Raw genomic sequence first — 26,574 nt, forward strand, 5'->3', positions numbered from 1 at the left:
ACAAGGAACAGCATCGTGATCAAACTGAAACTAGACAACGTCAACAAACAACTGGGCGGCGCGCGGATTCTGCGCGACGTCAGCCTCGAAATCGCGGCGGGTGAATTCGTGGTGTTCGTCGGTCCTTCGGGGTGCGGCAAGTCGACCCTGCTGCGACTGATCGCCGGACTGGATTCGATCTGCGGCGGCGACCTGCTGATCGATGGGCAGCGAGCCAACGACCTGGAGCCCCGCGAACGTGGGGTCGGCATGGTGTTTCAGTCGTATGCGCTGTACCCACACATGAGCGTCTACGACAACATCAGTTTTGGTCTCAAATTGGCCAAGACGCAAAAGAGCAGCCTGCGCGAACGCGTGCTGAAAACCGCGCAGATCCTGCAATTGGACAAACTGCTGCAACGCAAGCCAAGGGAACTGTCCGGAGGACAACGCCAGCGTGTGGCCATGGGCAGGGCCATGGCGCGGGAACCGGACATTCTGTTGTTCGATGAGCCGCTCTCCAATCTGGATGCATCCTTGCGCGTACAGATGCGCAACGAAATCGCCCGGCTGCATGATCGGCTGGGCTCGACCATGATCTATGTGACCCACGATCAGGTTGAAGCGATGACCCTGGCCGACAAAATTGTCGTGCTCAATGGGGGTCGCGTCGAACAGGTCGGTTCACCGCGCGAACTCTACGAGCGCCCGGCCAGCCGCTTTGTCGCCGGCTTCCTGGGTTCGCCCACGATGAATTTCCTGCCCGCGCTCCTGCAGGCACCCGGTGAACACAGCCAGGTCGATACCGGTATCTGGGGCGCCACGTCCCTGCCCTTCGACAGCTCAAACCTGGCGCCGGGCACGCCGCTGAGCCTGGGGATTCGCCCGGAGCACATGTCACTCAAGGCAGCCACGGGCAGCAGCGGCATCGCCGTGACCGGGGTTGAATACCTGGGCAGCGAAACCTATGTGCACCTCAAGACAGCGCAGGACGAACCGCTGGTCTGTCGTTGCGAGGTCAGCGCCGGATGGCAGGTCGGCGATCGGGTCGAGCTGCGACTGGAGGTCGCCCATCTGCACCTGTTCGACGCCGACGGCAGCGCCTTGAAGCGCTACCCACAGACGATTGAAACCCCATCGGATGGCGTCCCGTTGCGCTCGGCACGAGCAGGCGCCCTATGACTGAGTCCTTGAATCCCATGAACGCTCCCATGCCTGGCGCCCTCGAGCTTGCGCAGCATGCGCTGCGTGACGGCCTGTCTCGCGTCATCCACGATTATCGACCCGGGTATCACATTGCCCCCCCTGTGGGCTGGATGAACGACCCTAACGGGGTGGTGTACTTTCGTGGCGAATATCACGTGTTCTATCAGCACTACCCCTTCGAAGCGAAATGGGGGCCGATGTATTGGGGGCATGCAAAGAGTGCCGACCTGGTCCATTGGCAGCATCTGCCCATTGCATTGGCGCCCGGCGATGAGTTCGACCGAGACGGTTGTTTTTCCGGGAGCGCGGTAGTCTGCGGCGATACCCTGGCGCTGATCTACACCGGGCATACCTGGCTTGGGGAAGTCGGTGACGAGCGTTGCATCCGTCAAGTCCAGTGCCTGGCCACCAGCAGCGACGGCAACCGGTTCGTCAAGCATGGCGTCGTCATCGAGAGCGCGCCGCAAGAAGATATCATGCACTTTCGCGACCCCAAGGTCTGGCAGGAGAATGACTGCTGGTACCTGATTGCCGGCGCCCGCCTGGGCAATGTGCCGTTGCTCCCGCTGTACCGTTCCACGGACCTGCATACCTGGGAGTTCCTCGACTATGTGTCCAGCGGCAGCGAGGGTGATGGTTATATGTGGGAGTGCCCGGATCTGTTCCGCCTGAACGGACGCGATGTGCTGCTGTACTCCCCGCAAGGCATGCATCCCCAGGGCTACGAACGGCTCAATAAGTACCAGACCGGTTATCGAGTGGGCCGACTCGACAGCGAATGGCACTTCACGGGCGGGCCGTTTATCGAGCTGGATCACGGCCATGATTTCTATGCCGCACAAACCCTACTTGCCGCCGACGGTCGGCGCCTGGTGTGGGCGTGGCTCGACATGTGGGAAAGCCCGATGCCGAGCCAGGCCCATCACTGGTGCGGCATGCTCGGTTTGCCGCGCGAGCTGGAACTGTGTGCCGATCGCCTGTACATGTATCCGGCACGGGAACTCACCGCTCTGCGCCAAGCGCCATTGCCGGGTACGCCGTGGTGGGATGAATCGGGAACCCGCTGGGTGCCGGAAGTGAAGGGTGACATGCTGGAAATCCATGTGCATCTGGACCTGCTCGGCTGCACCGGGCAGGTGGGGGTCGCCTTGCGTTGCAGTGAGGACGGCCAGGAGGAAACGCTGCTGTACTACGATGCGGCCCTGCATCGTCTGGTGCTTGACCGCAGCCGCTCGGGTGCGCAAGTCAGCGGGCAGCGCAGCGTGGCGATAGACCCGGCACAAGAGCACCTGGAACTGCATGTGTTCCTCGATCGCTCGTCGATCGAGGTGTTCGACGAAAACGGTCAATTCACCCTCAGCAGTCGCCTTTATCCGCGGCCAGACAGTCTGGGCGTGAAGCTGCTTGCCAGTGGCAGTGGCGGGCGCGTCTCCATCCCCAACGCTTGGCCTCTTGCCTCGGGCTGGTTATGAGCCGCGTCATTGGAGTCGCGAGAAGCGCGGGCCCTGTGGCATGATCGCGCGTCAACCTGACAGGTTTCGCCTCGCATGACTTCAGTGAAAGACGTTGCACAGCTGGCCGGCGTGTCCCTGATGACGGTTTCTCGAGCGCTCAATAATCCGGAAAAATTGAGCCCCGAAACCTTGCAGCGGGTGCGCCAGGCGATTGATCAACTGCAATTCGTGCCGAGTTTGTCGGCGCGCAGAATGCGCGGCGACAATCTGCAGTCGCGAACCATTGGTGTGTTCGCGCTGGACACCGCGACCACACCGTTTGCGGTCGAGTTGCTGCTGTCCATCGAACAGACCGCACAGCAAGCCGGCTGGAACGTCTTTATCCTCAACCTGTTGAGCAACCCGCCCACCGACCAGAACATCGACCTGATGTTGTCGCACCGTCCCGACGGCTTGATCTTCAGCGCCATGGGCTTTCGCCAGGTGAGCATTCCGGAGCGTTTGAAGAGCAAACCCCTGGTACTCGCCAATTGCCTGGCAGATGACAGCCACCTGGTGAGTTATGTGCCGGACGACGAATCAGGCCAGTATCGAGCCGTACACCATGCGTTGAGCCAGGGCTATCGGCGCCCGCTGTGTATCAATCTGCCCAAGCAAAGCCTGGCCTGGGGCCTGCGACAGAAAGGCCTGCAGCGTGCCTGTGAGGCATTCGGCCTGGCGCCTGACTCACTCCTGCAATACGACCTTTCCGATCATGACGCCTATGGTGAAACCGCAGCCATCCTCGACCGGCACATCCTCGACGGTCGCCCGCAATTCGACATCCTGATCTGTGGCAACGACCGTATTGCCTTTTGTGCCTATCAGTTGTTGTTCGGCCGCGGCCTGAAAATCCCCGACGATGTCGCCGTGCTCGGCTACGACAACATGATCGGTATCGCCGAGCTGTTCATCCCGCCCCTGACCACGGTGCAACTGCCCTACTACGAGATCGGTCGCCAGGCTGCCCGGCACCTGATCGAGACCCTTGAGGTATCGGGAACCCAGCCGGTTGATTGTCCATTGGTGGTCAGGTCATCGCTCCAGGAAACTCAACTTCCCTCCCCTGCTGGAAAAGCATGAGTTGGCGACTGGGATTCTCGGCATGATCAATGGTTATCTGGGTGACCGTGACTCGGGGCTGTCGCGGGAAAACACCCGGCGACTTCAGAGTCGCATTTGGTCGCTTTCAACGCACAGGGCTTCGAGCAGCACCTGCTCCAAGATAGCGAAGAAGCATTTGATGTGGGGCTGCTTCAATGCCTGAGGGCGGGTCACCAGGTAGACGTTCATATCGGGTAGATCGATATCCGCAAACAACTCAATCAAGTCTTTCGCCAGGACTCGAGGCAGCACGGCGACTCCCAATCCCTCTCTCACCGACTCGAGTTGCACGGCGAATGAACTCACGCTGATCTGCGTACGTTCCAAACCCGCCGCCTTTGCTGCACGCATTTGCGGCAACATGTCTTGAGGAGGAAGCAAGGCGATATTGCCTGCTGTGGCCGGGGTCAACTCAGGAAAGCGCTTCAGGTACCCTGCAGCAGCGAAGATGCCATAGGCAAGCTTGCCTATGGGTCGATAAATCAGCGATGGCTCGCCCAGATGTACCGTGCGTACAGCAATGTCGGCCACACCGCGGACAATCTTGTGAAAGTCGGCTGAGACCAGCAACTCTACCGAGCAAAGCGGATGCGCAGTGGTGAAACGACGCGCAGCCTCCAATACCCGAGAAGAGAACCCCTCTCCCGCACTGACCAGAACACTGCCAGATAGCTCGGTCTGCACACCGGACAAATCAGCCACTGCTTGACGCCTCAAGCCTGCCTCCGCAGCGAGGGCGACATCAACCAGAGATAAACCCCGCGAGGTCAACCGACATCCCTCGACACCACGTTCGAGGAGTGGCTCGCCGAGAGCCGCCTCAAGTTGGCTCAGGCGACGAGACAGGGTAGACGCCGCGATACCTAGCAACTGGCCCGCTTGAAGAAAGCTGCCACGCCGCGAGACTGCCAACAACAGCCGCAGATCATCCCAATTTGCTTGCACCGCCATGCGCTCTTCCTTCCTTGGTTTGCAGATATGCAAATCCATTATGCCGTAGTGGTTGTTTTTCAGGAGAGATCTCAACGGTATATCTACTGGCCTTTGAAACAACGGGAATGCACTGTATGACTACTGGCCCCAACGACTATGCGCAACGCGCCGCGGCAGCCTTCAATCGCCGCGATGTAGAGACAATGCTTGCATTGGTGCATGAAGACTTTATCTACCTCGATAGCATGGGGATTCAAGTCGGTCGCCAATCCATGCGCAAACGCGAGACCGCGATTCTCGACGCACTGCCCGATGCGCAAGTGACTCTCAGCCCATTCATGGTCGCGGACGATCGTTTGGCGTTGACGGCCTTGCTGAGCGGTACCTTCACCGCCCCGCTGATGCTGCCTGGCCGGGTGATTGCCCCCCACGGCCGACCTCTCACCCTCCACTATGCTGCGCATTTCACCTTCAAGGATGGGCTGGTGATCCGTGAGGAGGCGTTCTTCGACAGTGCTGTGTTGATGTCGTTAGCCCAACAGGGGGAGAGTTAATCCATGCGCAACGCATTTGTTACTGGCGCAACCGGCTTGCTGGGCAACAATCTGGTACGAGAACTGATCGCTCGTGGCTACTCCGTCAAAGCCCTGGTCCGCTCCAGAGCCAAAGGTGAACAGCAGTTCAACAAACTACCGAAGGTGGAACTGGTCGTTGGGGACATGGCCGACGTCAGCGCATTCGCACCATCGTTGCAAGGTTGCAATGTGGTGTTTCATACCGCGGCCTTTTTTCGCGACAACTACAAGGGCGGCAGCCACTGGAAAGAACTGGAAAAGGTCAATGTCATTGGTACGCAGGACCTGATTGATCAGGCCTACCGCGCCGGTATACGACAGTTTATCCACACCTCTTCGATTGCCGTGCTCGACGGTGCGCCTGGCACCTCCATCGATGAGACGTGTCTGCGCGCCGACGCCGACGCAGACGACTACTACCGCAGCAAGATACTCGCCGACCAAGTCATCTTATCGTTCCTGGAAGCACATCCTGATATGCATGCCTGCATGGTGCTGCCTGGCTGGATGTGGGGCCCCGCCGACATCGGTCCGACCTCCTCGGGACAGTTGGTACAGGATGTCGTGAACGGCAAATTACCCGGGTTGATCCCCGGTAGCGTCTCAGTGGTCGATGCACGTGATGTCGCTCGGGCGCTGATAGCCGCCGCCGAACATGGGCGGCGCGGCCAGCGCTATCTCGCGGCAGGCCGGCACATGACAATGCGCCAGCTGGTACCTATCCTGGGCCGTATAGCGGGGGTCAAAACACCCTCGCGCGAACTACCGCTCGTGCTTCTATACACCTTGGCGGCTGTGCAGGAGATCTATGCGCGTCTTACCGGCAAGCCCATACTGTTGAGCATGGCCACCTTACGCCTGATGATACGAGAGGAGTACCGCACCCACTTCAATCACAGCAAGAGCGAACAAGAACTTGGCCTCAGTTTCCGGTCGCTAGAGCTGACAATCACTGACACCGTAGCGTGGTACCGCGATCACGGCTGGTTTGAAAAACACAATGCGCGGACCTCGAACAAAAACGCTCGTTCGACATAGTCGAAAAGTAACTTTCAAAGCGCACCAGACAAGGAAGTAAATTCACTGTGAACAGGGAAATAATTCTGATGCGACATGGCCAGCCACAACTGGCAAACGTCGATAAAGTCTCAGCACTCGAGATGCAAGACTGGATCGAACACTACAACCGATCCGAAATCACCCAGCAGCCGGTTCCGGATGCCAGTCAACGACTCGCTGCATCCGCTACGGTGATTGCTTCAAGCACGGCGCCTCGTGCGCGTAGCTCCGTGCAAGCGCTCGGGCTGAAACCGGTACTGGTCGACGCCGTTTTCTGCGAAGCCCAACTACCTTTTGGTCATTGGAAACGACCACGGCTCTCGCCCTTTACCTGGGCATTTATCCTTCGAATCTTATGGCTTTGTGGCTACTCAGGCAGCGTCGAATCGGCTAACACTGCGAGGATGCGGGCCAGCAAAGCCGCTGAGCTATTGCAGTCCCTTACTGGCGAAGGATCCGTCCTGCTGCTCGGTCATGGCTTCATCAACCGAATGATCGCCAAACAGTTGGTGAAAGATGGTTGGATTCGCCATAAGCGTAACGGTAGCCAGTACTGGAGCGCAGCGGTGTACCGCTATGTTGGTGTGTAAGTAGCGCTAGTTGATTCAGAGTAACTGCCTGCCGCTGGAAGCAAGGCAGCGAGTGAACCAGCACGAACTTTTTACACTCAGTCGAATTCTCTTAACAAGAACCGCCACAGTCGAGCCGCCCAGACATTGATCAACTCAAAGACATAATACAAATTATTGATTTACAAAAAAAAATCAAAAAAATACAAACTGGCACAATAGTTGAGAAGGACAACCTTGCGCAGTTAAACGCTGCTGCACGCCGCTCATAACAATAAGGTTGGCCTCTCATGCACCATTCACTCACTCGTTGCACTCCCCTTACGCTCAGCGCTGCCCTGTTGCTGGCCGGCAGCACTTCACTTGCCCAGGCTACCGAAGTCGGTGTGTCGTCGTGGCCGATGGGCATTGAAATCTACGGCATGGGTATCCTGCCGCCACCCGGCACCTACGGTCAGGTATTCGTCGGCGACTACCTGGCCGATACCCTGCGCGATAACGCTGGCGACAAGGTGGCCGACGTCGATCTGCGCGTCACCACTGTCGTGCCTCGGTTCATCTGGGTCACCGAACAGCAGGTACTCGGTGGCAACCTGGGCTTCCACGCACTGCTCCCGCTCAATGACATACAGCTGAACATCAAGAACGGTCCACACGACCATAAGCGCGGCATCGGCGACGCTCACCTCGGCCCGGTGGTCGGTTTCCACCACAGTGACAAATTCCACACCGCCGTGGGTGTCGACTTCGTACTGCCTACCGCCAGCGAGTACGACAAAAACGACCTGGTCAACCTCGGCACGAACTATTACACCGTACAAGCGGTGTATGCCATGACCTATATGGACCCCACGGGTTTTAACGCCGATGTGCGCCTGATGTACGATTACAACTTCGAAAATCAGGACACCCACTACCAGTCCGGCCGCGAGCTCCATGCCGACTACACCCTAGGCTGGGGCTTGGGCAATGGCTGGGTGCTCGGCGTTGGTGGTCACGCTTACAAGCAGGTGAGCGATGACCAGTGCAGCGCCTCCCATTGCGCCGCCGCAGCCTTGGTCGATGCCGCCGATGGCAACCGTGGCCGCTCTTTCTCCATTGGCCCGGCGGTACAGTACACCAGCAAAAACGGCTGGTTTTTCAGTGCCAAATGGCAGGATGAATCGGGTGTGCGCAACCGTGCCGAGGGCCAGGCCTACTGGCTGAAGTTGACCACCGCATTTTGATCAAGACCCACGCCCCACGACCTTCAACAGGTCGCGGGGCATTGCTTGTTGGAAGCGCCCAGGTCGCTCGCCGCCTCAGCTCCCCTTGAGACGATAACTGACTTGTGCGCGACTCATGCCGAGCATCTGCGCCGCCGCCGTAATGTTGCCCCCGGACCGTTCCATTGCCAGGCGCACCAGGCGTAACTCGATTTCCTCCAAGGAGGTGCTTAATACCCGCTGGCGTCCGGAGACGAAGTCCTGCAGGCTTTCCAGCGCCGGCTCAGCGAGCGCGCCCATGACACTATCGTCCTCGGCTGACGCTGACGGAGTACCCGTCGTTTTCTCACTGCGCTGGGCTGCCGACAAGCGCCCCTGCGAGGTCAGGCCGATGGCTGTTGCCATCAACGACGCCCCGGCCTCGGCCAGGTGCACGACATCCATCACCTCGCCGTCACCGGCGGCAATCACACCCCGTTCTATCAAGTTCTGCAGCTCGCGAATATTTCCCGGGAATCGGTACGTCAACAGCGCGTTGACCAGCCGCGTGCTGAAGCCGGCCAATTGGCGCCCGTGGCGCAGGCTGAAGGTGCGCAGGAAGTAACTCATCAGCAACGGGATATCTTCGCGGCGCTCACGCAGCGGCGGCAGGTGGATGGGGAAGACATTGAGGCGATAGAACAAATCTTCGCGAAAACGCCCCGCCTCAACCTCGCGACGCAGATCCACGTTGGTCGCGGCGATCACCCGCACATTCACCTTGATCGGCGCCGTGCCGCCGACACGCTCGATCTCGCCCTCCTGCAAGGCACGCAAAATCTTGCTCTGGGCACTGAGGCCGAGGGTCGCGATCTCGTCCAGGAACAAGGTACCGCCATGCGCCCGCTCGAAGCGCCCTGGGCGCGAACGATCGGCGCCGGTGAAAGCACCGCGCTCAACGCCAAACAGCTCGGCCTCCACCAGGTTCTCCGGCAAGGTCGCGCAGTTCAGCGCCACCAACGGCATATCCCGGCAAGCACTGGCCTGATGCAGGGTGCGCGCGAACAGTTCTTTGCCCACGCCCGATTCCCCGGTCAACAACACCGTTGCCTGGGTCGGCGCCACCCGTTGCAGCAACTGACTGGCAGCGACGAACGAGGCTGAAATACCCACCAACTGTTTGCTGTCGGCGGGCTCCTTCAGATCGGCAACGGTGGTTTCAATGCCCGAGGCGTAAGTGCTGCGACTGAGGAAGTCACTCGGATCGAGATAAGCCAGGTCGACATCGATATCGTCCCACTGGTCGGCCGGCTTTCCGACAATGCGACAGGCCTGATGACCCATTGCGCGGCATTCCTGCTCGCGGAACACCACCAGGCGTCCGAGCAGCGACGAGGCGTAGCCACTGGCATAACCGATCTCCATCCAGCAAGCCGGCTCGCCCCCCAGGCCAAAGGCCGCGATGTGCTCGTCGTCTTCGAGTGAATTGTGCCAAAGGAACTCAGAGTAGAAGTGACCGACGCCGGAGTCGATTTCGAAACGCACCACCTCGACATTGACCATGCCTTCAAGCATGTGCAGTCGCGGCCCGGCGCTGTACAGGCTGGCGTGATCGCCTTGCGGCCACTGTTCGCTGACCTGCGCGGCGTCCCGCGCACCGGCCTGCCAGCCGATTCGCGTCAACAGGCCACGGGCCCTGTCGAACCCCAGCGCCTCGATCAGCTCGCGGCGGATGGCACCGAACGCAGAGCCTTGCAGCAACATCATGCGCTGGCCACACAACCAGATATTGCCATCCTCTGGGGCGAAGGCCACGGTCTCTGCCAACTGTTCGGCAGACGGCAGACCGCTGGCGCCGAACTGGCTCGCCCGGTCGACGAGCAAGCGCTTCTTTCGGCCAAGCATCTGCTTGAGGAATTCCTCGTCCGCTGGACGACCGGGCTTGTTGGACGGAGTACGAATCATGGGCAATCAACAAGAGGCAGGTAGGTAGCCTTTCAGTATGCTCACTCACCCCGCGGGGTCAATCTGCCAGCGGGTGACTCGGCGCTTCAGCCGCGCCCTTCGCTCGATAATCGCACATATTCTGTCCCTCCCAACGGTTGCAAAGCTTTCAACAAGCCTGCGACTTCTTCTGCATAAATTTCTGCACCCCCTGGTTTGTCACTGTTGGGCGGCGATCGTCACTCACCACCAAAAACAGCATATGCATTTGTTTTATAAGGGTTTTCAACTACGAAACAGAGCTTGGCACAGTAATTGTTACATCAGGTCATGTGCACGCTGACAAAACACCTATAAGAGAGAACGTCATGACCGCTACTCGTCCTGCCTATCAGAACCTTGAACTGCAACCGCTCGCCGGACAATGGCGTGCCGGCGGCACCGGTCGCTCGTTGGAGGTGTTCGACCCTTTTACTCAGTCGCGCTTGCTGCAGATCACCCTGGCCAACCGCGAAGACCTCAACGCCGCCTACCTCACTGCACGCGAGACCCAGGTCGAATGGGCCACGCGGGGGCCTGCCGCCCGTGGCCAGGTGCTGCTCAACGTCGTGAAGATTTTCGACGAGCGCCGCGAGGAAATCATCGACTGGATCATCCGCGAATCCGGTAGTACGCGTATCAAGGCACAGATCGAATGGGGCGCCGCGCGCGCGATCATCCTGGAGTCGGCCAGCCTGCCCAGCCGCGTGCATGGCCGTATTATTGCCTCCAACGTTCCGGGCAAGGAAAGCCGGGTCTACCGCACGCCGCTGGGCGTGATCGGTGTGATCAGCCCATGGAACTTCCCGCTGCACCTGACAGCCCGCTCCCTGGCACCTGCCCTGGCGCTAGGCAACGCCGTGGTGGTCAAGCCAGCCAGCGATACCCCCGTTACCGGCGGCCTGCTGCTGGCACGCATCTTCGAGGAAGCCGGATTGCCGTCGGGCGTACTCAGTGTGGTGGTGGGCTCCGGCGCAGAGATCGGCGACGCCTTCGTCGAGCATCCGGTACCGGCCTTCATTTCCTTTACCGGCTCGACCCAGGTCGGACGCAACATCGGCCGCATCGCCAGCGGCGGTGAATACCTCAAGCACGTGGCCCTGGAGCTTGGCGGGAACAGTCCGTTCGTGGTCCTGGCCGATGCCGATGTCGAGCAGGCCGTCAGCGCCGCCGTGGTGGGCAAATTCCTCCACCAGGGCCAGATCTGCATGGCGATCAACCGCATCATCGTCGAGCAGCCGCTGCTGGAAACGTTCACCCGGCGATTCGTCGAGCGAGTCAAGGCCCTGCCCTATGGCGACCCGAATAGAGCTGAAACCGTGATCGGTCCCGTGATCAACAGCAAGCAACTGGCAGGCCTGCAAGAGAAGATCGCCACGGCGCAGGCCGAAGGTGCAACGCTGCTGGCAGGCGGGCAGGCCCAGGGCAACGTCCTGCCGCCGCACGTGTTCGGCGGGGTCACGGCTGACATGGAGATTGCCCGCGAAGAAATTTTCGGCCCTCTGGTTGGCATCCAGTCGGCGCGTGACGCCGAGCATGCCCTTGAACTGGCCAACAGCAGTGAATACGGGCTCTCCAGTGCTGTATTCAGCGCGAGCCTGGAGCGCGGCGTGCAGTTCGCCAAACGCATCCATGCCGGCATGACCCACGTCAACGACATCCCGGTCAACGACGAACCCAACGCCCCCTTCGGCGGCGAAAAGAATTCCGGCCTGGGTCGCTTCAATGGCGATTGGGCGATCGACGAGTTCACCACCGACCACTGGATCACCTTGCAACACACGCCTCGGCAGTACCCCTTCTGATCCGGACCAAGGCTCCCACGAACCAACCTACCAATAAGAATAAGGAGTACGAAATGTCCTCACTGCTCAACAACCCGGTTGTGAAACGGACCTTCGCTGCTTGCTTTGCGTTGCCGTATGTCCTGCTGGCCGGAAATGCTGCCGCCGATGGCGATGGCGTCTGGAAAGGCGGAGAAAACGTTTACGCCAAGGTGTGCGGCCACTGCCACGAGAAACAGGTCGGCCCGCAAATCACCGGCCGCCAGCTGCCACCGCAGTACATCACGGCAATTGTGCGCAATGGCTTTCGCGCCATGCCGGCCTTCCCTGCCTCGTTCATCGACGATCACTCGCTGCAACAGGTCGCCGAATACATTTCCAAAACGCCCGCCCCAGCGGCCAAGCCTTGAGGAGCCAGCCATGAACGTCGAACGTCGTGTACTGCTCAAGGGCATGGCTCTGGGCAGCCTGGCGGGTATAGCCATGGGCAGCTCCGGCCTGACCATGGCCAAAACGGTATTGGGTAACCAGGCCCGTGCAGCGCTGCCGATCCTGGCCCTTGTCAGTGGCGAAGTCGCCGAATCGGCCTTTCTCGAGGGTATGGCTGCAATCCCGGGAGGCAGTCAAGTCAAGGTGCAGCGCAGCGACCTCAGCCTGGACTTCATTCTCGGCCTGGAACAACGCCTGAGCAGCGGTGAACCGCAACGCATGATCGGCTTGGTCGACGATGCCAGTGCCGCGCTGATCATTGACCTGGCGCGCAGTGCCGGCGCTCGTGTGCAGTGGCTCGGCCAGCATCGGGCCACGGCCAACACCTCACAGCACCGACTGCTCAGCGCCGAAGCGGCCAGCGGCTGTGCTCCACAACTTGGCCTGAGCCTGAACACCTGCGGGACCGGTTTCAGTCTTACAGAACACCGCATGCATGGCCTACAAGCTCCGTTGCAAATGTCCGCGACTGCCCGCCACAGCAGCGGCTCGGACCAATGGCTGGCCACGCTGGGCTACACCCTCGCCGCCCTGGGCACCACCAGCAACGGGCAAGCACCACAGGTCACCCGCCGAACGTCGCCGCTTACCGGTAATTTCGTTTCGTTTTCGATCGAGGCTTGAAGGAGCTAACCAAATGACTGAGCAAATCAACAAGACCCTGCTCCCGCGCGGTGTCGACAGCGCAAACTTCGAACAAGCAATCGCCAAGTTTCGCAAACTGCTGGGCGATGAAAACGTTCTGGTCAAAGACGATCAACTGATCCCCTACTCCAAGATCATGATCGCCGTGGACAATGCCGAGCACACGCCGTCTGCCGCCGTCACCGCCACCACCGTCGAAGAGGTGCAAGGCGTGGTGAAGATCTGCAACGAACACAAGATCCCGGTGTGGACCATCTCCACAGGTCGCAACTTCGGTTACGGCTCTGCAGCACCAGGCCAGCGTGGCCAGATCATTCTCGACCTGAAAAAGATGAACAAAATTCTCCACGTCGACCCTGAACTGTGTACCGCCCTGGTTGAGCCGGGCGTGACCTATCAGCAGCTTTACGACTACATCCAGGAACGTAACCTGCCGTTGATGCTGTCGTTCTCCGCGCCGTCGGCCATTGCCGGGCCGTTGGGCAACACCATGGATCGCGGCGTGGGCTACACGCCTTACGGCGAACACTTTCTGATGCAGTGCGGTATGGAAGTGGTGCTGGCCAACGGCGATGTGTACCGAACCGGCATGGGCGCAGTGAAAGGCGACAACGCCTGGCAGGTCTTCAAGTGGGGCTATGGCCCGACCCTGGACGGCATGTTCACTCAGGCCAACTACGGTATCTGCACTAAGATGGGCTTCTGGTTGATGCCAAAACCGCCCGTGTTCAAACCGTTCGAAATCAAGTTCGAGAACGAGTCGGACATCGCCGAGATCGTCGAATTTATCCGTCCGCTGCGCATCGCCCAGGTTATTCCCAATTCGGTAGTGATCGCTGGCGTGCTCTGGGAGGCATCCACCTGCAACACCCGCCGCTCCGACTACACCAGCGAGCCGGGTGCAACCTCCGACGCGATCCTCAAGCAGATCCAGAAAGACAAGAACCTCGGCGCCTGGAACGTTTACGCCGCCCTGTACGGCACTCAGGAACAGGTCGACGTCAACTGGAATATCGTCATTGGAGCCCTGAAGCAACTGGGCAAGGGCCGAATCGTCACCCAGGAAGAGGCCGGTGAAACCCAGCCGTTCAAGTACCGCGCCCAGTTGATGTCCGGGGTGCCTAACTTGCAGGAATTTGGCCTGTACAACTGGCGCGGCGGTGGTGGCTCGATGTGGTTTGCACCGGTGAGCCAGGCCCGAGGCAGCGAGTGCGACAAACAGCAGGTGCTGGCCAAGAAGACCCTCAACAAGCACGGTCTGGACTATGTCGGCGAGTTCATCGTCGGCTGGCGCGACATGCACCACGTAATCGACGTGTTGTATGACCGCACCAACCCGCAAGAAACCAAGCGCGCTAACGCCTGCTTTGCCGAGTTGCTGGATGTATTCGAGAAGGAAGGCTACGCCGTATACCGCGTCAACACCGCATTCCAGGATCGAGTTGCGCAGAGCTACGGCCCTGTCAAACGCAAGCTTGAACATGCCATCAAGCGTGCGCTGGACCCGAACAACATTCTGGCACCGGGCAAGTCGGGCATCGACCTCGCCAACACATTCTGATTGCCCTTGAGGCCCCGCCAAGTCTGTCTTGGCGGGGCTTTTATGTGCGCCCAGCATGGGGGTCAGCCTGGAGGTCATCGATCACTGCCAAAACCACGTACTGGCCGGCTCTCGGGTGAGACGCCACTACCTGCATCACGACTATGCCGAAGAGCGGAAGCACGCCTGGAATCTGCTGGGCGATCGACTCAGTGCCGTAGTGTTGAGCCCTCATAGTGCGCAAACATCGTCGAGCACGTTCTTCAGTTTGATTTCGGCTTCATGACCGGTAGAAATCGGCCAATACAGTCTTCGCAGATAAACGACATCGGACACATCTGCGTTCCCAAAGCGCCGGCAAGCGACAACCCTTGAGGGCGGACAGTCGTCTTGCTATTCCAGAAAAAGAGGGCCCACTCCCTAATGCCGATCAGTTAAGCGATGCAGACCACTGTAGGAGCGAGCGCCCGCTTGCGGCCTGCTCGCGAAAAACGTCAACGATAACGCGTGTATTCAGTATAAACGCGGCGTCTTTGAGTTCTTCGCGAGCAGGCCGCAAGCGGGCACCCGCTCCTACAAAAATCTTAACTGATCAGCATTAGCCCACTCCCTCTGTTGGCTCCACTTCATTTTTTATTTCTGACCAAGTACTCGAAACGAAACCATCAGAAGAATGCCCTCCAACCAAGCTTCGTCGATATATGGAAGCGGCTATTAGGGTGGAGCAGAGTCTCTATGGACCATTTGAAAAAAAGCGCATCCGTGCTAAACCAATGTATTCAATATTATGTATTTTTGGATTCAATTAATGCGAACGATTCGTGTATTCGATGATTGGGTCCAAGGACTGGCAGCGCAGAACGGCCGCGAGGTGCCAGGCGCCGGCTCATGGGCGCTACGCTTTTTTGCTCGTCATGTGTCAGATGTTTGCCAGCGTGGCCAATGCGCCAGTTTCAGGAATGATAGCGAGCTAATATGCCCTCCAAAAAATCATCTTTAAGAATGGGCGGGCCTGGAGAAATTAGTACAAGCCCATTCCGTAGGTTCCCGGAAGTAGTTGACGCGATAGGGGGTTCCTCGCGAGGCGTTTTCAAAGACGCTGGTATCAGCCTTGAGCAATTTGCATATGAAGACAACCATCTCGGCTACATGGACGTTGCTCGTCTGTTCAACACGGCGTTCGAACACACTCAGTGCCCCCATATTGGCCTGTTGATCGGTGAGCGCTTTTCGCTGGAAAATTTGGGTCCGGTGGGTCAGCTTATGCGTCTTGCGACTACACCAGGCGATGCATTGAACGATCTGGTCGGGCATGCCAATCTCTACGATCGTGGCGCGACCCCACTGCTTCTTCCCTTGGCGGGCCAACACAGTTTGTTGGGATATGTCATTTATCGCCACGACCTGCCCAATCAATCATTACTTGTTGACACTGCCGTCATGGTTGGCCTGCAAATGCTGCGGGCCTTATTAGGCGCTAACTGGACGCCCGTTCGTGTGCAGTTTTCATATCGCAAGCCATCAGACATCACCCCGTACGTCAGAAAATTTCGCTGTAATATTCAGTTCAATGCAAGCATTTCCGGACTGGTAATAAACAATCAGAGACTCCGACAAATTCAATGTACGGCGAATCCACGCTTACACCAACTACTTAAACTGGCTATTTCGACCGCCACGTCACCTTTGACAATTTCAGAACAAATAAAGAGCCAGACATACGCTCTATTATTGAAAGGCCAGGCAAATTCCAAGCACATCGCCGGTCAATTCTCATTGAATGAAAGAACGCTGCGACGCCGGCTGGATGCGGAAGGTTCTCACCTTAAAGAACTGATCACCGACTCCAGAAGCAACTTCGCGCGGCAGCTCTTGAAAAATACCGATTTGCCGATATCCACAATCTCTCAGACCCTTCAGTACCAGGATCCAAACGCCTTCTCCCGTGCATTCAAAACATGGACAAATACGTCACCACAGCATTGGAGAAATGGGCTGGCGTAGCCTCCGTTGAGGGTGATTCAACAATTTCCATACACCCGTGATACCGCGCGTCGGTGTCCGAAAATGCAAGATACCTTTCTGATGATTGCCGTAAAGTGAACGCGACAACAGGCTGGCTGCAAAGCTGATCTTCGGTTTTTTGTGCTGTTCATGAGGCTGGCGATTAGTTGCACCTGCGGTTGGAGTTCCGTACAGACACTCAAGAAAGCCGCACGAATAAAAGTCGGCGCCTCGACCTTGGGGCGATCTAAGCCATATCGATTGAGTGATCTGATAGAGAGGGATTTCATGCCATTAAATAAAAGTATGTTATCGATTACTGTTCTTGGTGCGCTGACACTCTTTACCAGTGGTCGCAGTGTTGCCGGTGGCCTGATGTTGTACGAAATCGCCACCGACAACGTCGGACTGGCCAATGCCGGTGCAGCGGCCCGGGCACAAGGCCCTTCGACCATTGCCAGCAACCCCGCCGGCTTGAGCTACCTCAGCGGAACACAGATCTCCGCTGGCGCTCAGGTTCTTTTTGGTGACTTATCGTTCGATCGGGACAGTGCAACCAATACGCCGGGCACTGGCAGCGGTAACGCGCTCGATCCCATACCGGGTGGCAGTTTCTTCATCAGCCATCAACTGGATGATCGGTGGTCCGTCGGTTTCGGCTCCTATGGCGATTTCGGTCTGGCTGTAAACTACGACAATGACTGGTCCGGCCGTTATTTCGTACAGAACGCGAGCATTGCGGGACTGTCACTGGTACCCAGTGTCGCCTATCGCTTCAACGATCAATGGTCCGTCGGCGTCGGACTGAAAGCCATGTACGGGATGCTGAAGAGCGAAGCCGCCATCGATCAGGCGCCGCTCGGACTGACACAACGGGGTGACGGCCAATACAAATACCGGGACAGCACCTGGGGTTACGGCGCCAACGCAGGCGTGATTTATGCCCCAAAGCCCGGTACCCGGATTGGCTTGGCTTACACCAGTCAGGTTGACCTCGACTTCGAGGATCGTCTGAATGTGAAGAGCAGTGCTCCGTTGGTGAGTCGCCTCAACAGCCTCAACACCAAAATCGACCTGAAAGTACCGCAAACGGCGACCCTCAGCCTGTACCAGCAACTGGATACGCAATGGGCTGTCCTGGCCTCGGTCAATTGGCAGGACTGGTCGAAATTCGGTGACATCGGCATTGACGTAGACACGTCCAGAACCGGTTCCCGGGCCGCTTCAATCGATGCGCATTACAAAGACACGTATCAATTGGCGCTTGGCGCTCAATACCAGATGAACCAGGACTGGATCTGGGATTTCGGTGTCGCCTATGACACGTCCGCCGTGTCCGACGGTAATCGTACGCTCACCGTGCCCATGGGCGCCGCCTGGCGCTTCGCCACAGGCTTTACTTATTCACTGAATAAAGAGACAGACGTGAATTTCAGTTGGGTCACGGTGTGGATGGGGGACATGTCCGTCGATCAGCAAAAAACGCTGTCAGGCAATCGTGTCTCAGGCGAGTTCGACAACGCCTGGATTCAAGCCCTGACTGCCAATATGACTTGGCGCTACTGAGAAAGATCCAAGAGCGACTCCGGTGTCATGCCTAGTATCTAACCGCGGGCATGAACGCTCACGACGCCAGCTTGTACAAAACTAACGAGGTGAAAATGAACAGGAAGTCTCACAGTGGCTGGACATTGGCTGCGGCGGTCGTCGTAGGTTCAACGCTTTTCACCGGGTGCACGAGCAAGCTCGATCCGATCACACAGGCCGACAAGGCCGATGTGACCAAGGGCGTTCCCGCGCCGAGCCTGGAGCAAACCAAGGCGATCGCCGAGGAAGGCTTTATCTACGGCTTGCCGCTGGTCATGAACTACGCCGTAATGAACGAATTCGCGGTGGACTCCAAGTCCAGCCAGTTCAAGGCCCCCTTCAACCAACTGCACCACGATCATAAAGTCGCGACCCCCGCTGACACAGCCATCATTACCCCCAACAGCGACACGCCGTACTCCTTTCTCTGGACCGACCTGCGCGCCGAGCCGTTGGTGATCACCGTGCCTGCCGTTGCCAAAAAACGCTACTACTCGGTGCAACTGATCGACGGCAATACCTATAACTACGGCTACATCGGCAGTCGGGCCACGGCCAGCGCACCCGGGAGCTATTTGATTGCAGGCCCCGACTGGAAGGGAGCGACACCTCCAGGCATCGACAAGGTGTTCAGCTCCACGACCCCTTTCGCACTGACGTTGATCCGCACCCAGCTGTTCAATCCGGCCGACATGCCGAATGTCGAGAAGGTGCAGGCGGGTTACCAGGTACAGCCGCTGTCCGCTTTCCTCCATCAACCCGCGCCGCCCGCTGCGCCGAAGATCGCTTTCGTGCCAGCCACCACGGAAGGCATCAAGGCCAACTTCTTCGAGTACCTGTCGGCGGCGCTGCAGTATGTGCCGCCATCGGCTGAGGACAAGGCGATCCGTGCGAAGCTGGCCAGCATCGGGGTAGGCCCCGGTCGCAGCTTCGAATTCAAGGACCTCTCGCTCGAGCACAAGGCCGTGGTCCTGCTCGGAATGAAAGCCGGCGACGAAAAGGTCGACAAGTTCCTCTCCAGCGGCATGAAAAATATCAACGGCTGGAGCGTCGGTGCGTTCTTCGGCGACCAGGCGTTCTACAAAGGCGACTGGCTGATGCGGGCTGGCGCCGCGAAGGCTGGTCTGTACGGCAATGACGCCGCCGAGGCGATGTATCCCATTACGCGTACCGATGGCAACGGCCAGACGTTGGATACCGGCAAGCACAACTACACGCTGACCTTCCCCGCCGGCAAACTGCCGCCCGTCAATGCCTTCTGGTCGGTGACCATGTACGACGGCAAGAGCCAACTGCTGATCAAGAATCCGATCAACCGCTACCTGATCAATTCGCCGATGCTGTCGGCCATGAAAAAGAACGCGGACGGTTCACTGACGCTGTATATCCAGAAAGATTCGCCGGGCAAGACCAAGGAGTCCAACTGGTTGCCCGCGCCTGACGACACGGCCTATCTAGTGATGCGCCTCTATTGGCCGAAGGCCACGCCGCCTTCAATTCTTCCCGCAGGCAGCGGCAGCTGGCAGCCGCCGGCAGTGGTGGCATCGAAGTAACGCGACGCTTGCGACTGCTTGCGGTTGGCAAGCAGTCGTTCGATTGCTCAGGCTGAGATCCAGTGGGGCCTATTCCGAAGGGGCTAAGGCCACAGGGTCTGACCTTGAATAAAAGACATTCAGGAACATATCCCCCAAGGAGTACCGATATATGAATTTTTCGCACACATGGATAGCGAGTGCTGCACTGAGCAGCTTGTTATTGACCGGCTGCGTATCGAAAGTCACTGAAGCCGAGCAATACTCGGGCTACCTGTCCAACTACAACAACTTGCAGGAAGTCAAAACGGCAAGCGGCGGTACAACAATGCGTTGGGTCAGTCCGTCGTGGAACTCGAATGCCTATGACACGGTAGTGTTCAACAAGCTGGAGCTCTATCCCGCGCCCAAGCCCGATGAGCGGGTCAACCAGCAAACGCTGACCGAGATCCAGAACTACATGACCAGTAAGGTCAAAGGCACCCTGGGTCAGAAATACCGTGTGGTTTCCAATACCAGCGCCGCGCCGGTGGGTTCCAACACCCTGCTGATGCGTGCGGCGATCACCGGGGTGAATGCTGAAAACGAAGGGATGAAATGGTACGAAGTGGTGCCGATCGCCGCCGTGGTCGGAGCAACACAGGCCGCCACCGGCCACCGTGATCAGGACAGCACTTTGTTCATCGAGGCCGAGATTATCGATGCGAGAACCAACCAGACGGTCGCCAAGGTAGTACGCAAGGTATTTGGTACAACGCTGGAAAACGAAAGCCAGAAGATCACCGCCCAGGACTTCAAAGCGGCGATCGATAAGTTGAATGTCGATCTCTGGGCGTTCATTCGCAGTTAAACCTTGATTGAACTGCCAACAAACGTTGGCTCAATACACTACCAATAACGAGGCGCACCGCAATGAAAGTAGTCCTGTCCTGGCTGTCAGTCATGTTGATGGCGGTGCTGATAAGTGCCTGTTCCGCCGTCGGCTCAACCGATGGCGGCGCTGGTGAAATCGAGATTCGCTCAGGGAAGATCGAGCAGATATCGCTGACGCAGATGCAGACCAACCACGACAGTGGTGTCGGCGCCGTACTCGGTGGCCTTGGCGGCCTGGCGCTTGGCAGCTTGATCGGGGGTGGCACCGGGCGTGACGTTGCCATGGTTGCCGGCGCGCTCGCCGGTGCTGCTGGCGGTAACTACGCCGAGAAGAAAAAGTATGACCAACCGGTCGAAGCGCAACAGATCATCGTGCGGGTCAGCAGTGGCGTGCTCGTATCGGTGACCCAACCGATCAATCCGTCCCTGGCCAAGGGCTCGAAGGTGTATATCCAAGGCTCAGGCAATGATGCCCGCGTTGTGCCGCAAGGCAGTTAAGGCTGACTGTAAACGGGACTCGACATGAACAAGTACATTGAACGACTCTTGCTATCACCTTTGTTTTTAGGTATTTCCGTTTCCAGCCAGGCTGACGATCAGGCGGAACTGGCTAAGCAGTCATTAAATCCAGTCGCGGCACTGTACAGCTTGCCCATTCAATACAACTGGAATCAGAAAATGGGTCCCTCCGGTAATGGAATCCAGAGCGTAACCAATATCCAGCCGGTATTACCCTTCACACTTAATGAAGATTGGAATCTGATTTCTCGCACGATCCTCCCGATCATTGATCAGCGCGGGTTGGCACCGAGGGGTATCGCCGATAAAAGCGGAGTGGGCGACACCTCGCAAAGCTTCTTTTTCTCGCCCAAAAAGCCCACCGAGGACGGCTGGATCTGGGGCGCAGGCCCCGCGTTGTTGTTACCGACCGGCAGTGATGAGCTTCTGAGTAGCGAACAATGGGGAATTGGGCCGACAGCGGTGGCATTGAAACAAGCCAACGGTTGGACGACCGGTATTCTGGCGAACCACATCTGGTCACTGGACAACGACCCGGCCGATGACAAGGAGAAGGTCAACCAGACGTATCTACAACCCTTCCTGGTTTATACGACAACGTCGTACACCAGTTTTGGAATTAATACCGAATCCACTTACAACTGGGAAGCCAGGGAGTGGAATGTGCCGATCAACTTGTTCGTGACGCAATTGTTCAAAGTCGGCAAGCAGCCCATGAGCCTTCAGATGGGACCGCGATATTGGGCGGACAGTCCTGAAGAGGGTGCACACGGCTGGGGCTTTCGAGTGGCGTACACCCTACTTTTTCCTAAGTGAAACTAGAATATCAGCGGACCGGCAGTTGACTGTCCGATTCACTCATCCAATACGAAAAATGGAGTTTCAAGTTCATGATAACCCCACTACCGAGAACATTTAGCTGTGCGATGGTATTGCTCGCGTCCATTGGATTTACGCACGCCCAGGCAGCGGACATCACTCCTGCCGAAACGAAAGCCATTGCCGAGGAAGGCTACATCTACGGTCTGCCCATCGTGATGAACTACGCGACCATGTACGACTATGCCGTGGACAAGAACTCCGGCCAATACAAGGCGCCGTTCAACCAGATCCACAGCATGCACAATGTCTTTAGCTACAAGGACACGGCCATCGTCTCGCCGAACAGCGACACACCGTATTCCATGATGTTCATGGACCTGCGTAGCGAGCCGATCGTGCTATCGGTACCGACGGTGGAGAAACCGCGGTACTACTCGGTGCAGCTAGTCGATAACAACACCAACAACTTCGGTTATATCGGCAGCCGTACCACCGGCAGCGAAGCCGGCGATTACATGCTGGTCGGCCCAGACTGGAAAGGCGTGACCCCGCCTGGTATCAAGAAGGTGTTTCATTCCAATACACAACTCCTCTTCGCGATCTTTCGCACCCAGCTCTACAATCCGGCGGACATGCCAAACGTAGAAAAGATCCAGTCCGGTTATGGGGCCCAGCCGTTATCGGCATATCTCAAGCAGCCCGCGCCGCCTGCCGCGCCGGCGATCAACTTTCCGAAGTTCGACAAGGCCCTGGCGAAGACCGACTTCTTCAAGTATCTGGGCTTTGCGTTGCAGTTTGCCCCGGCCACACCGGAAGAAGTGGCGATCCGCGCGAAGCTCGCCCGTTTGGGCATTGGCGCCGGCAAGGACTTCAACTTCCAGGATCTGTCCGCCGAGCAAAAGGCCGCAGTGGTTGAAGGCATGCAGGCTGGGCATGCGAAGGTCCAGGATGCAGTCAATCATCTCGGCACACAGGTCAATGGCTGGAACATCGTGAGTTCCGGCGGTAATGCCGCGTTCTACAAGGGTGATTGGCTAAAGCGTGCCGCCATCGCGCAAGCGGGTATCTACGCCAACGACGCCGAAGAGGCCACGTATCCGATGGCCAAGGTCCTGTCCGATGGTACGCCGCTTGACGGCAGCAAGCACAACTACACCATCACCTTTCCTGCCGGACAGCTTCCGCCGGTCAATGCCTTCTGGTCGGTGACCATGTACGACGGCAAGTCGCAACTGCTGATCAAGAATCCGATCAATCGCTACCTCATCAACTCGCCGATGCTGCCTGACATGAAGAAAAATGCAGACGGCTCGCTGACGCTCTACATCCAGAAGGACTCGCCCGGCGCGGACAAGGAAAGCAACTGGCTGCCTGCACCGAATGATCTGATCTACATGGTGATGCGCCTGTATTGGCCGAAGACGCAAACCCCTTCCGTCCTGCCTCCTGGCAAAGGCACGTGGAGTCCGCCCGCGATCGTTAAAATCAATTGAGTTCACCTGACGATCGGTTGTAGCGGGCGTCAGGGTTTCGCACAGGCCCTGACGTGCGCAGTGATACCCAAAGGCCGACGGTGGCCGCAAACCGTAGATGTTGTTGTTTTGGCGTTATTTGCACGGCACTCCGCATGCCGCGATTCAACGCCATTGGATGGAACCCCCTCCTCAAGAGGGGGGCGGTGTGAGCACGGCCTGTTCACGATGCTCTTGACGCACCGTGTATATCCTTCCACCGTCCAACAGAGAACAACAAGCATGTTTTATGAAAACATCGACACCTCCTCCATCAACGACGAGGACCTGCCGTGGGTTCCGTTCGCACCTTACAGCGATGAGATCTTCATCAAATACATCAAGTGCGACCCGATTCGCGGGGAAACCATCACCCTGCTCAAGGCCCCGGCCGGGTCTTCTCTGCCCAAGCACCATCACTCCGGCACGGTCATCGTTTACACCATCAAGGGTGGCTGGAAATACCTGGAGCACGACTGGATCTCAAAACCGGGCGGCGTGGTGTTCGAAACCGCAGGTTCCAGCCATACGCCAATCGTGCTGAGTGAATATGGCGATGAACTGATCACCTTGAACATCACCCAGGGCGACCTGCTGTATTACGACGATAACAACAACGTCGTGGCCATCGAGAACTGGAAATCCAGCGTGGATCGTTACCTGGCGTTCTGCAAAGCCAATGATATCGAGCCCAAAGACATCACCAGCTTTGCGGTCTGACCAGCCTTCCAATCTCTCGGCCGTCCGGTGTTCGACCGGGCGGCTGCGCCGTTGCAATGAATAAAAAACGGAGACACCCATGTCCCAGAAGCTGCAACCCGCCGGACGTTTCACCCTGAAACTCTGCGCACTGCTGGCCAGCTCGGTCGCATCCGCACAAGACTCACTGCCCTTCCCCCCGACGCCTTCGGCCAGTGACGCCAAACCGACGCTGCAAGAATCGAAACACCAGAAACGTCAGCAGCAATCCCGGCTTCCTGCCGAGGCCCCCAATATCCTGGTGATCATGCTCGATGACGCCGGCTTCGCGCAGTCCGATACCGTCGGCGGCGCAGTCCATACGCCGACCCTGAGTCGAGTCGCCGACAGCGGTGTGCGCTACAACGCTTTTCATACCGCGGCCATCAGCTCCGCTACTCGCGCCGCATTGCTCACCGGACGCAACCATCACCGGGTTGGCAACGGCGTCATCGCAGAGCTGGCCACCGATTGGGAAGGCTACACCGGCAAGATCCCCAAAAGCTCGGCGACCATGGCCGAAGTGCTCAAGCAATATGGCTACAGCACCGCCGCGTTCGGCAAATGGCATAACACGCCCCCCCTGGACACCACGGCGGCCGGTCCTTTCGATACTTGGCCGACGGCTTACGGTTTTGAAAGTTTCTACGGTTTCCTGGCCGGCGAAACCTCTCAGTACGAACCGCGCCTGTACCGCGACACAACGCCAATCGAACCGGTGCGAGATCCGCAATATCACCTCAGCGAAGACCTCGCCAATCAGGCCGTAAACTGGTTGCAAGACCATCAGACCTACGCGCCGGCAAAACCATTTTTCATGTATTGGACACCGGGTGCCGTACATGGCCCGCACCAAGTGAATGCGCAATGGGCCGATAAATATAAAGGCAAGTTCGACGGAGGCTGGGACGCCTATCGTGAGCAGACGTTCGCTCGCCAGAAAGCCCTGGGCTTTATCCCCCGGGACGCCGTCCTCACCCCACGCCCGGCGGAGCTTCCAGCCTGGGACAGCTTGTCTTCCGAACAGAAACAGTATCAGGCACGGTTGATGGAGGTGTATGCCGGCTTCCTGGAACATGCCGACACGCAGGCCGGCAAGATCCTCGACGAACTGGAGCGTGAAGGTAAGCGCGACAACACGCTGATCTTTTATGTCTTCAGCGACAACGGCGCTTCTTCCGAGGGGATGGAGGGCACGATTAATGAGTTGTTGGCCCAAAACGGGATTCCAGTTCCCAAGGAGCAGCAGCTGAAAGTCCTCGACGAGATGTATGGCGGCTTGTCCGCGCTCGGCGGTCCCAAACTTGAAAGCATGTACAACGCCGCGTGGGCCTGGGCAGGATCAGGGCCATTCGTAGGCACTAAACTGGTCGCCGGCTACTTCGGCGGTACGCGCACGCCGCTGGCCGTTTCCTGGCCGAAACAGATCAAGGCCGACGCCTGGGTTCGCGGACAATTCCACCATGTCAACGACATTGCCCCGACGGTCTACGACGTGCTGTCGATCACGCCACCCAAAGAGGTCAACGGTATCGCTCAGGACCCAATGGATGGCGTCAGCCTGCGCTACACCTTCAACGACGCTCAGGTGAAGTCGAAAAAACCGGTGCAATACTTCGAAGTCTTCGGCAGTCGCGGCGTCTACAAGGATGGCTGGATGGCCTCGGTCTTTGGCCCGCGCAAACCCTGGGTGCAAGGCTTCGCGCAGTTCATGGGCTGGAATCCGGCGAATGACCGATGGTCGCTCTACAACCTGCAAAACGACTACTCCCAGGCCAACGACGTAGCCGCGAGCAATCCGCAAAAACTTGCGGAGCTGAAGGCCGAGTTTGACCTGCAGGCCAAGGCAAACCATGTCTATCCGATTGGCGCCGGTCTCTACCCCTTCCTCGATCCGACTGCACGAATCTCCAGCAGCCAACGCGAATGGCACTTCAGTGATCGCGTCCAGCGTTTTCCGGAGTTTGCGGCCCCCAACCTGCGCAATCAGAACAGTAAAGTCGTCGTCGACGCCGAGGTTCCAGCTAACGCCACCGGCGTGTTGTATGCCTTGGGCGGTATCGGTGGCGGGGTCAGCCTGTACATGGATGACGGTTTCCTGAACTACGAGTACAACGCGCTGGCTATCTCTCGAGTCAAACTGCGTTCGGCCGAACGAGTACCCGCAGGCAAAGTCAGTATCGAAGTGCTGACGACCCTGTCGTCAGCAAAGCCCGGAGCGCCGGCCAATCTGAGCCTGCGACTTGACGGGCAGGAAGCCGCCAAAGGGGTGACACCGTTCACTCCGGCACTGACGTTCACCGCCAGCGAAACCTTCGACGTCGCTCAAGACCTCGGCTCCCCCGTCACCCTGGACTATTTCGAGCGCGCGCCCTTCGCATTCAATGGCAAGGTCAAGGATGTACACGTGACGTATTTGCCTTGACCCTCAATGCCGCCCGGATA

22 protein-coding genes and 1 pseudogene are annotated in these 26,574 nt (G+C 58.2%); 21 read left to right on the forward strand and 2 right to left on the reverse strand.

What is annotated here, in order from left to right; translation table 11 throughout:
• Positions 1-15: 15 nt before the first annotated feature.
• The 3 genes from ACIOVD_RS02165 to ACIOVD_RS02175 all read left to right on the forward strand — a co-directional run bounded on the left by ACIOVD_RS02165 (position 16) and on the right by ACIOVD_RS02175 (position 3,761).
• Positions 16-1,161 carry an ABC transporter ATP-binding protein gene (locus ACIOVD_RS02165; RefSeq protein WP_401125832.1) on the forward strand — a complete coding sequence of 382 codons (1,146 nt, stop codon included), beginning with the start codon at positions 16-18 and terminating at the stop codon, positions 1,159-1,161.
• Positions 1,158-2,657: a glycoside hydrolase family 32 protein gene (locus ACIOVD_RS02170; protein WP_401125834.1), complete on the forward strand. Its 1,500-nt coding sequence runs from the start codon at positions 1,158-1,160 to the stop codon at positions 2,655-2,657. The genes ACIOVD_RS02165 and ACIOVD_RS02170 overlap by 4 nt, the downstream gene beginning before the upstream one ends.
• Positions 2,658-2,732: 75 nt before the next feature.
• On the forward strand, positions 2,733-3,761 hold the full coding sequence (locus tag ACIOVD_RS02175; RefSeq protein WP_401125837.1) for a LacI family DNA-binding transcriptional regulator: 1,029 nt from the start codon (positions 2,733-2,735) through the stop codon (positions 3,759-3,761).
• Between the two features lie 84 nt (positions 3,762-3,845).
• Here the strand turns inward: ACIOVD_RS02175 and ACIOVD_RS02180 are convergent, their stop codons facing one another.
• Positions 3,846-4,733 (reverse strand): LysR family transcriptional regulator, encoded by an 888-nt coding sequence (locus ACIOVD_RS02180; protein WP_401125840.1) that lies wholly within the window; start codon positions 4,731-4,733, stop codon positions 3,846-3,848.
• A 116-nt stretch (positions 4,734-4,849) separates the two neighbouring features.
• Between ACIOVD_RS02180 and ACIOVD_RS02185 the strand changes: the two genes are divergently transcribed.
• The 4 genes from ACIOVD_RS02185 to ACIOVD_RS02200 all read left to right on the forward strand — a co-directional run bounded on the left by ACIOVD_RS02185 (position 4,850) and on the right by ACIOVD_RS02200 (position 8,144).
• The gene (locus tag ACIOVD_RS02185; RefSeq protein WP_401125842.1) at positions 4,850-5,269 is read left to right on the forward strand and encodes an ester cyclase; all 420 of its coding nucleotides are present in this window, start codon (positions 4,850-4,852) and stop codon (positions 5,267-5,269) included.
• A 3-nt stretch (positions 5,270-5,272) separates the two neighbouring features.
• Positions 5,273-6,328 (forward strand): SDR family oxidoreductase, encoded by a 1,056-nt coding sequence (locus ACIOVD_RS02190; RefSeq protein ID WP_095169180.1) that lies wholly within the window; start codon positions 5,273-5,275, stop codon positions 6,326-6,328.
• A 68-nt stretch (positions 6,329-6,396) separates the two neighbouring features.
• Positions 6,397-6,939 carry a histidine phosphatase family protein gene (locus tag ACIOVD_RS02195; RefSeq protein ID WP_401126165.1) on the forward strand — a complete coding sequence of 181 codons (543 nt, stop codon included), beginning with the start codon at positions 6,397-6,399 and terminating at the stop codon, positions 6,937-6,939.
• Between the two features lie 269 nt (positions 6,940-7,208).
• Entirely contained in the window at positions 7,209-8,144 is a 936-nt protein-coding gene (locus ACIOVD_RS02200; RefSeq protein ID WP_401125844.1) for a transporter, read from the forward strand.
• A 75-nt stretch (positions 8,145-8,219) separates the two neighbouring features.
• Here ACIOVD_RS02200 and ACIOVD_RS02205 read toward each other — a convergent pair whose 3' ends face one another.
• The gene (locus ACIOVD_RS02205; RefSeq protein ID WP_401125846.1) at positions 8,220-10,067 is read right to left on the reverse strand and encodes a sigma 54-interacting transcriptional regulator; all 1,848 of its coding nucleotides are present in this window, start codon (positions 10,065-10,067) and stop codon (positions 8,220-8,222) included.
• 347 nt (positions 10,068-10,414) lie between these two features.
• On the opposite strand from ACIOVD_RS02205, the gene pchA reads away from it, so the two are divergent.
• From pchA to ACIOVD_RS02275, 14 genes and pseudogenes are all read left to right on the forward strand, one after another.
• Entirely contained in the window at positions 10,415-11,890 is a 1,476-nt protein-coding gene (pchA, locus tag ACIOVD_RS02210; protein ID WP_401125847.1) for a 4-hydroxybenzaldehyde dehydrogenase, read from the forward strand.
• 53 nt (positions 11,891-11,943) lie between these two features.
• Positions 11,944-12,279, forward strand: coding sequence for a cytochrome c (locus tag ACIOVD_RS02215; protein WP_320334205.1), 336 nt, complete (start codon positions 11,944-11,946; stop codon positions 12,277-12,279).
• Between the two features lie 10 nt (positions 12,280-12,289).
• Positions 12,290-12,982: a hypothetical protein gene (locus ACIOVD_RS02220; protein WP_401125850.1), complete on the forward strand. Its 693-nt coding sequence runs from the start codon at positions 12,290-12,292 to the stop codon at positions 12,980-12,982.
• A 13-nt stretch (positions 12,983-12,995) separates the two neighbouring features.
• Entirely contained in the window at positions 12,996-14,564 is a 1,569-nt protein-coding gene (locus ACIOVD_RS02225; RefSeq protein WP_401125852.1) for an FAD-binding oxidoreductase, read from the forward strand.
• 55 nt (positions 14,565-14,619) lie between these two features.
• Positions 14,620-14,829 (forward strand): annotated as a pseudogene (locus ACIOVD_RS02230) (hypothetical protein); the annotation flags it as partial.
• A gap of 689 nt (positions 14,830-15,518) precedes the next feature.
• Positions 15,519-16,547 carry an AraC family transcriptional regulator gene (locus ACIOVD_RS02235; protein WP_401125854.1) on the forward strand — a complete coding sequence of 343 codons (1,029 nt, stop codon included), beginning with the start codon at positions 15,519-15,521 and terminating at the stop codon, positions 16,545-16,547.
• A 306-nt stretch (positions 16,548-16,853) separates the two neighbouring features.
• The gene (locus ACIOVD_RS02240; RefSeq protein WP_401126167.1) at positions 16,854-18,113 is read left to right on the forward strand and encodes an OmpP1/FadL family transporter; all 1,260 of its coding nucleotides are present in this window, start codon (positions 16,854-16,856) and stop codon (positions 18,111-18,113) included.
• Positions 18,114-18,208: 95 nt separating this feature from the next.
• Entirely contained in the window at positions 18,209-19,687 is a 1,479-nt protein-coding gene (locus ACIOVD_RS02245; protein WP_401126169.1) for a DUF1254 domain-containing protein, read from the forward strand.
• Positions 19,688-19,838: 151 nt separating this feature from the next.
• The gene (locus tag ACIOVD_RS02250) at positions 19,839-20,516 is read left to right on the forward strand and encodes a DUF3313 domain-containing protein (RefSeq protein WP_401125856.1); all 678 of its coding nucleotides are present in this window, start codon (positions 19,839-19,841) and stop codon (positions 20,514-20,516) included.
• A gap of 62 nt (positions 20,517-20,578) precedes the next feature.
• Entirely contained in the window at positions 20,579-21,037 is a 459-nt protein-coding gene (locus tag ACIOVD_RS02255) for a glycine zipper 2TM domain-containing protein (protein WP_159995060.1), read from the forward strand.
• A gap of 24 nt (positions 21,038-21,061) precedes the next feature.
• A complete protein-coding gene (locus ACIOVD_RS02260; RefSeq protein WP_401125859.1) occupies positions 21,062-21,874 on the forward strand; it encodes a transporter in 813 nt (270 codons plus the stop codon).
• Between the two features lie 110 nt (positions 21,875-21,984).
• Entirely contained in the window at positions 21,985-23,373 is a 1,389-nt protein-coding gene (locus tag ACIOVD_RS02265) for a DUF1254 domain-containing protein (RefSeq protein ID WP_401126170.1), read from the forward strand.
• A gap of 261 nt (positions 23,374-23,634) precedes the next feature.
• On the forward strand, positions 23,635-24,111 hold the full coding sequence (locus tag ACIOVD_RS02270) for a 2,4'-dihydroxyacetophenone dioxygenase family protein (protein ID WP_223509257.1): 477 nt from the start codon (positions 23,635-23,637) through the stop codon (positions 24,109-24,111).
• 79 nt (positions 24,112-24,190) lie between these two features.
• Positions 24,191-26,554 carry an arylsulfatase gene (locus tag ACIOVD_RS02275; protein WP_401125861.1) on the forward strand — a complete coding sequence of 788 codons (2,364 nt, stop codon included), beginning with the start codon at positions 24,191-24,193 and terminating at the stop codon, positions 26,552-26,554.
• Positions 26,555-26,574 lie beyond the last annotated feature (20 nt).

The organism is Pseudomonas sp. NPDC087626 (genome assembly GCF_044743405.1).
GTDB lineage: Bacteria > Pseudomonadota > Gammaproteobacteria > Pseudomonadales > Pseudomonadaceae > Aquipseudomonas.

Excerpts from the sequence above, each read along its gene's own strand:
- ACIOVD_RS02245 (WP_401126169.1), top strand. The coding sequence starts at position 18,209 with ATGAACAGGAAGTCTCACAGTGGCTGGACATTGGCTGCGGCGGTCGTC.
- ACIOVD_RS02255 (WP_159995060.1), top strand. The coding sequence starts at position 20,579 with ATGAAAGTAGTCCTGTCCTGGCTGTCAGTCATGTTGATGGCGGTGCTG.
- ACIOVD_RS02265 (WP_401126170.1), top strand. The coding sequence starts at position 21,985 with ATGGTATTGCTCGCGTCCATTGGATTTACGCACGCCCAGGCAGCGGAC.
- ACIOVD_RS02195 (WP_401126165.1), top strand. The coding sequence starts at position 6,397 with ATGCGACATGGCCAGCCACAACTGGCAAACGTCGATAAAGTCTCAGCA.
- ACIOVD_RS02215 (WP_320334205.1), top strand. The coding sequence starts at position 11,944 with ATGTCCTCACTGCTCAACAACCCGGTTGTGAAACGGACCTTCGCTGCT.
- ACIOVD_RS02185 (WP_401125842.1), top strand. The coding sequence starts at position 4,850 with ATGACTACTGGCCCCAACGACTATGCGCAACGCGCCGCGGCAGCCTTC.
- ACIOVD_RS02250 (WP_401125856.1), top strand. The coding sequence starts at position 19,839 with ATGAATTTTTCGCACACATGGATAGCGAGTGCTGCACTGAGCAGCTTG.
- ACIOVD_RS02260 (WP_401125859.1), top strand. The coding sequence starts at position 21,062 with ATGAACAAGTACATTGAACGACTCTTGCTATCACCTTTGTTTTTAGGT.
- ACIOVD_RS02235 (WP_401125854.1), top strand. The coding sequence starts at position 15,519 with ATGCCCTCCAAAAAATCATCTTTAAGAATGGGCGGGCCTGGAGAAATT.
- ACIOVD_RS02240 (WP_401126167.1), top strand. The coding sequence starts at position 16,854 with ATGTTATCGATTACTGTTCTTGGTGCGCTGACACTCTTTACCAGTGGT.
- ACIOVD_RS02205 (WP_401125846.1), bottom strand. The coding sequence starts at position 10,067 with ATGATTCGTACTCCGTCCAACAAGCCCGGTCGTCCAGCGGACGAGGAA.
- ACIOVD_RS02200 (WP_401125844.1), top strand. The coding sequence starts at position 7,209 with ATGCACCATTCACTCACTCGTTGCACTCCCCTTACGCTCAGCGCTGCC.
- ACIOVD_RS02270 (WP_223509257.1), top strand. The coding sequence starts at position 23,635 with ATGTTTTATGAAAACATCGACACCTCCTCCATCAACGACGAGGACCTG.
- ACIOVD_RS02180 (WP_401125840.1), bottom strand. The coding sequence starts at position 4,733 with ATGGCGGTGCAAGCAAATTGGGATGATCTGCGGCTGTTGTTGGCAGTC.
- ACIOVD_RS02190 (WP_095169180.1), top strand. The coding sequence starts at position 5,273 with ATGCGCAACGCATTTGTTACTGGCGCAACCGGCTTGCTGGGCAACAAT.
- ACIOVD_RS02220 (WP_401125850.1), top strand. The coding sequence starts at position 12,290 with ATGAACGTCGAACGTCGTGTACTGCTCAAGGGCATGGCTCTGGGCAGC.
- ACIOVD_RS02275 (WP_401125861.1), top strand. The coding sequence starts at position 24,191 with ATGTCCCAGAAGCTGCAACCCGCCGGACGTTTCACCCTGAAACTCTGC.
- ACIOVD_RS02225 (WP_401125852.1), top strand. The coding sequence starts at position 12,996 with ATGACTGAGCAAATCAACAAGACCCTGCTCCCGCGCGGTGTCGACAGC.
- ACIOVD_RS02170 (WP_401125834.1), top strand. The coding sequence starts at position 1,158 with ATGACTGAGTCCTTGAATCCCATGAACGCTCCCATGCCTGGCGCCCTC.
- ACIOVD_RS02175 (WP_401125837.1), top strand. The coding sequence starts at position 2,733 with ATGACTTCAGTGAAAGACGTTGCACAGCTGGCCGGCGTGTCCCTGATG.
- pchA (WP_401125847.1), top strand. The coding sequence starts at position 10,415 with ATGACCGCTACTCGTCCTGCCTATCAGAACCTTGAACTGCAACCGCTC.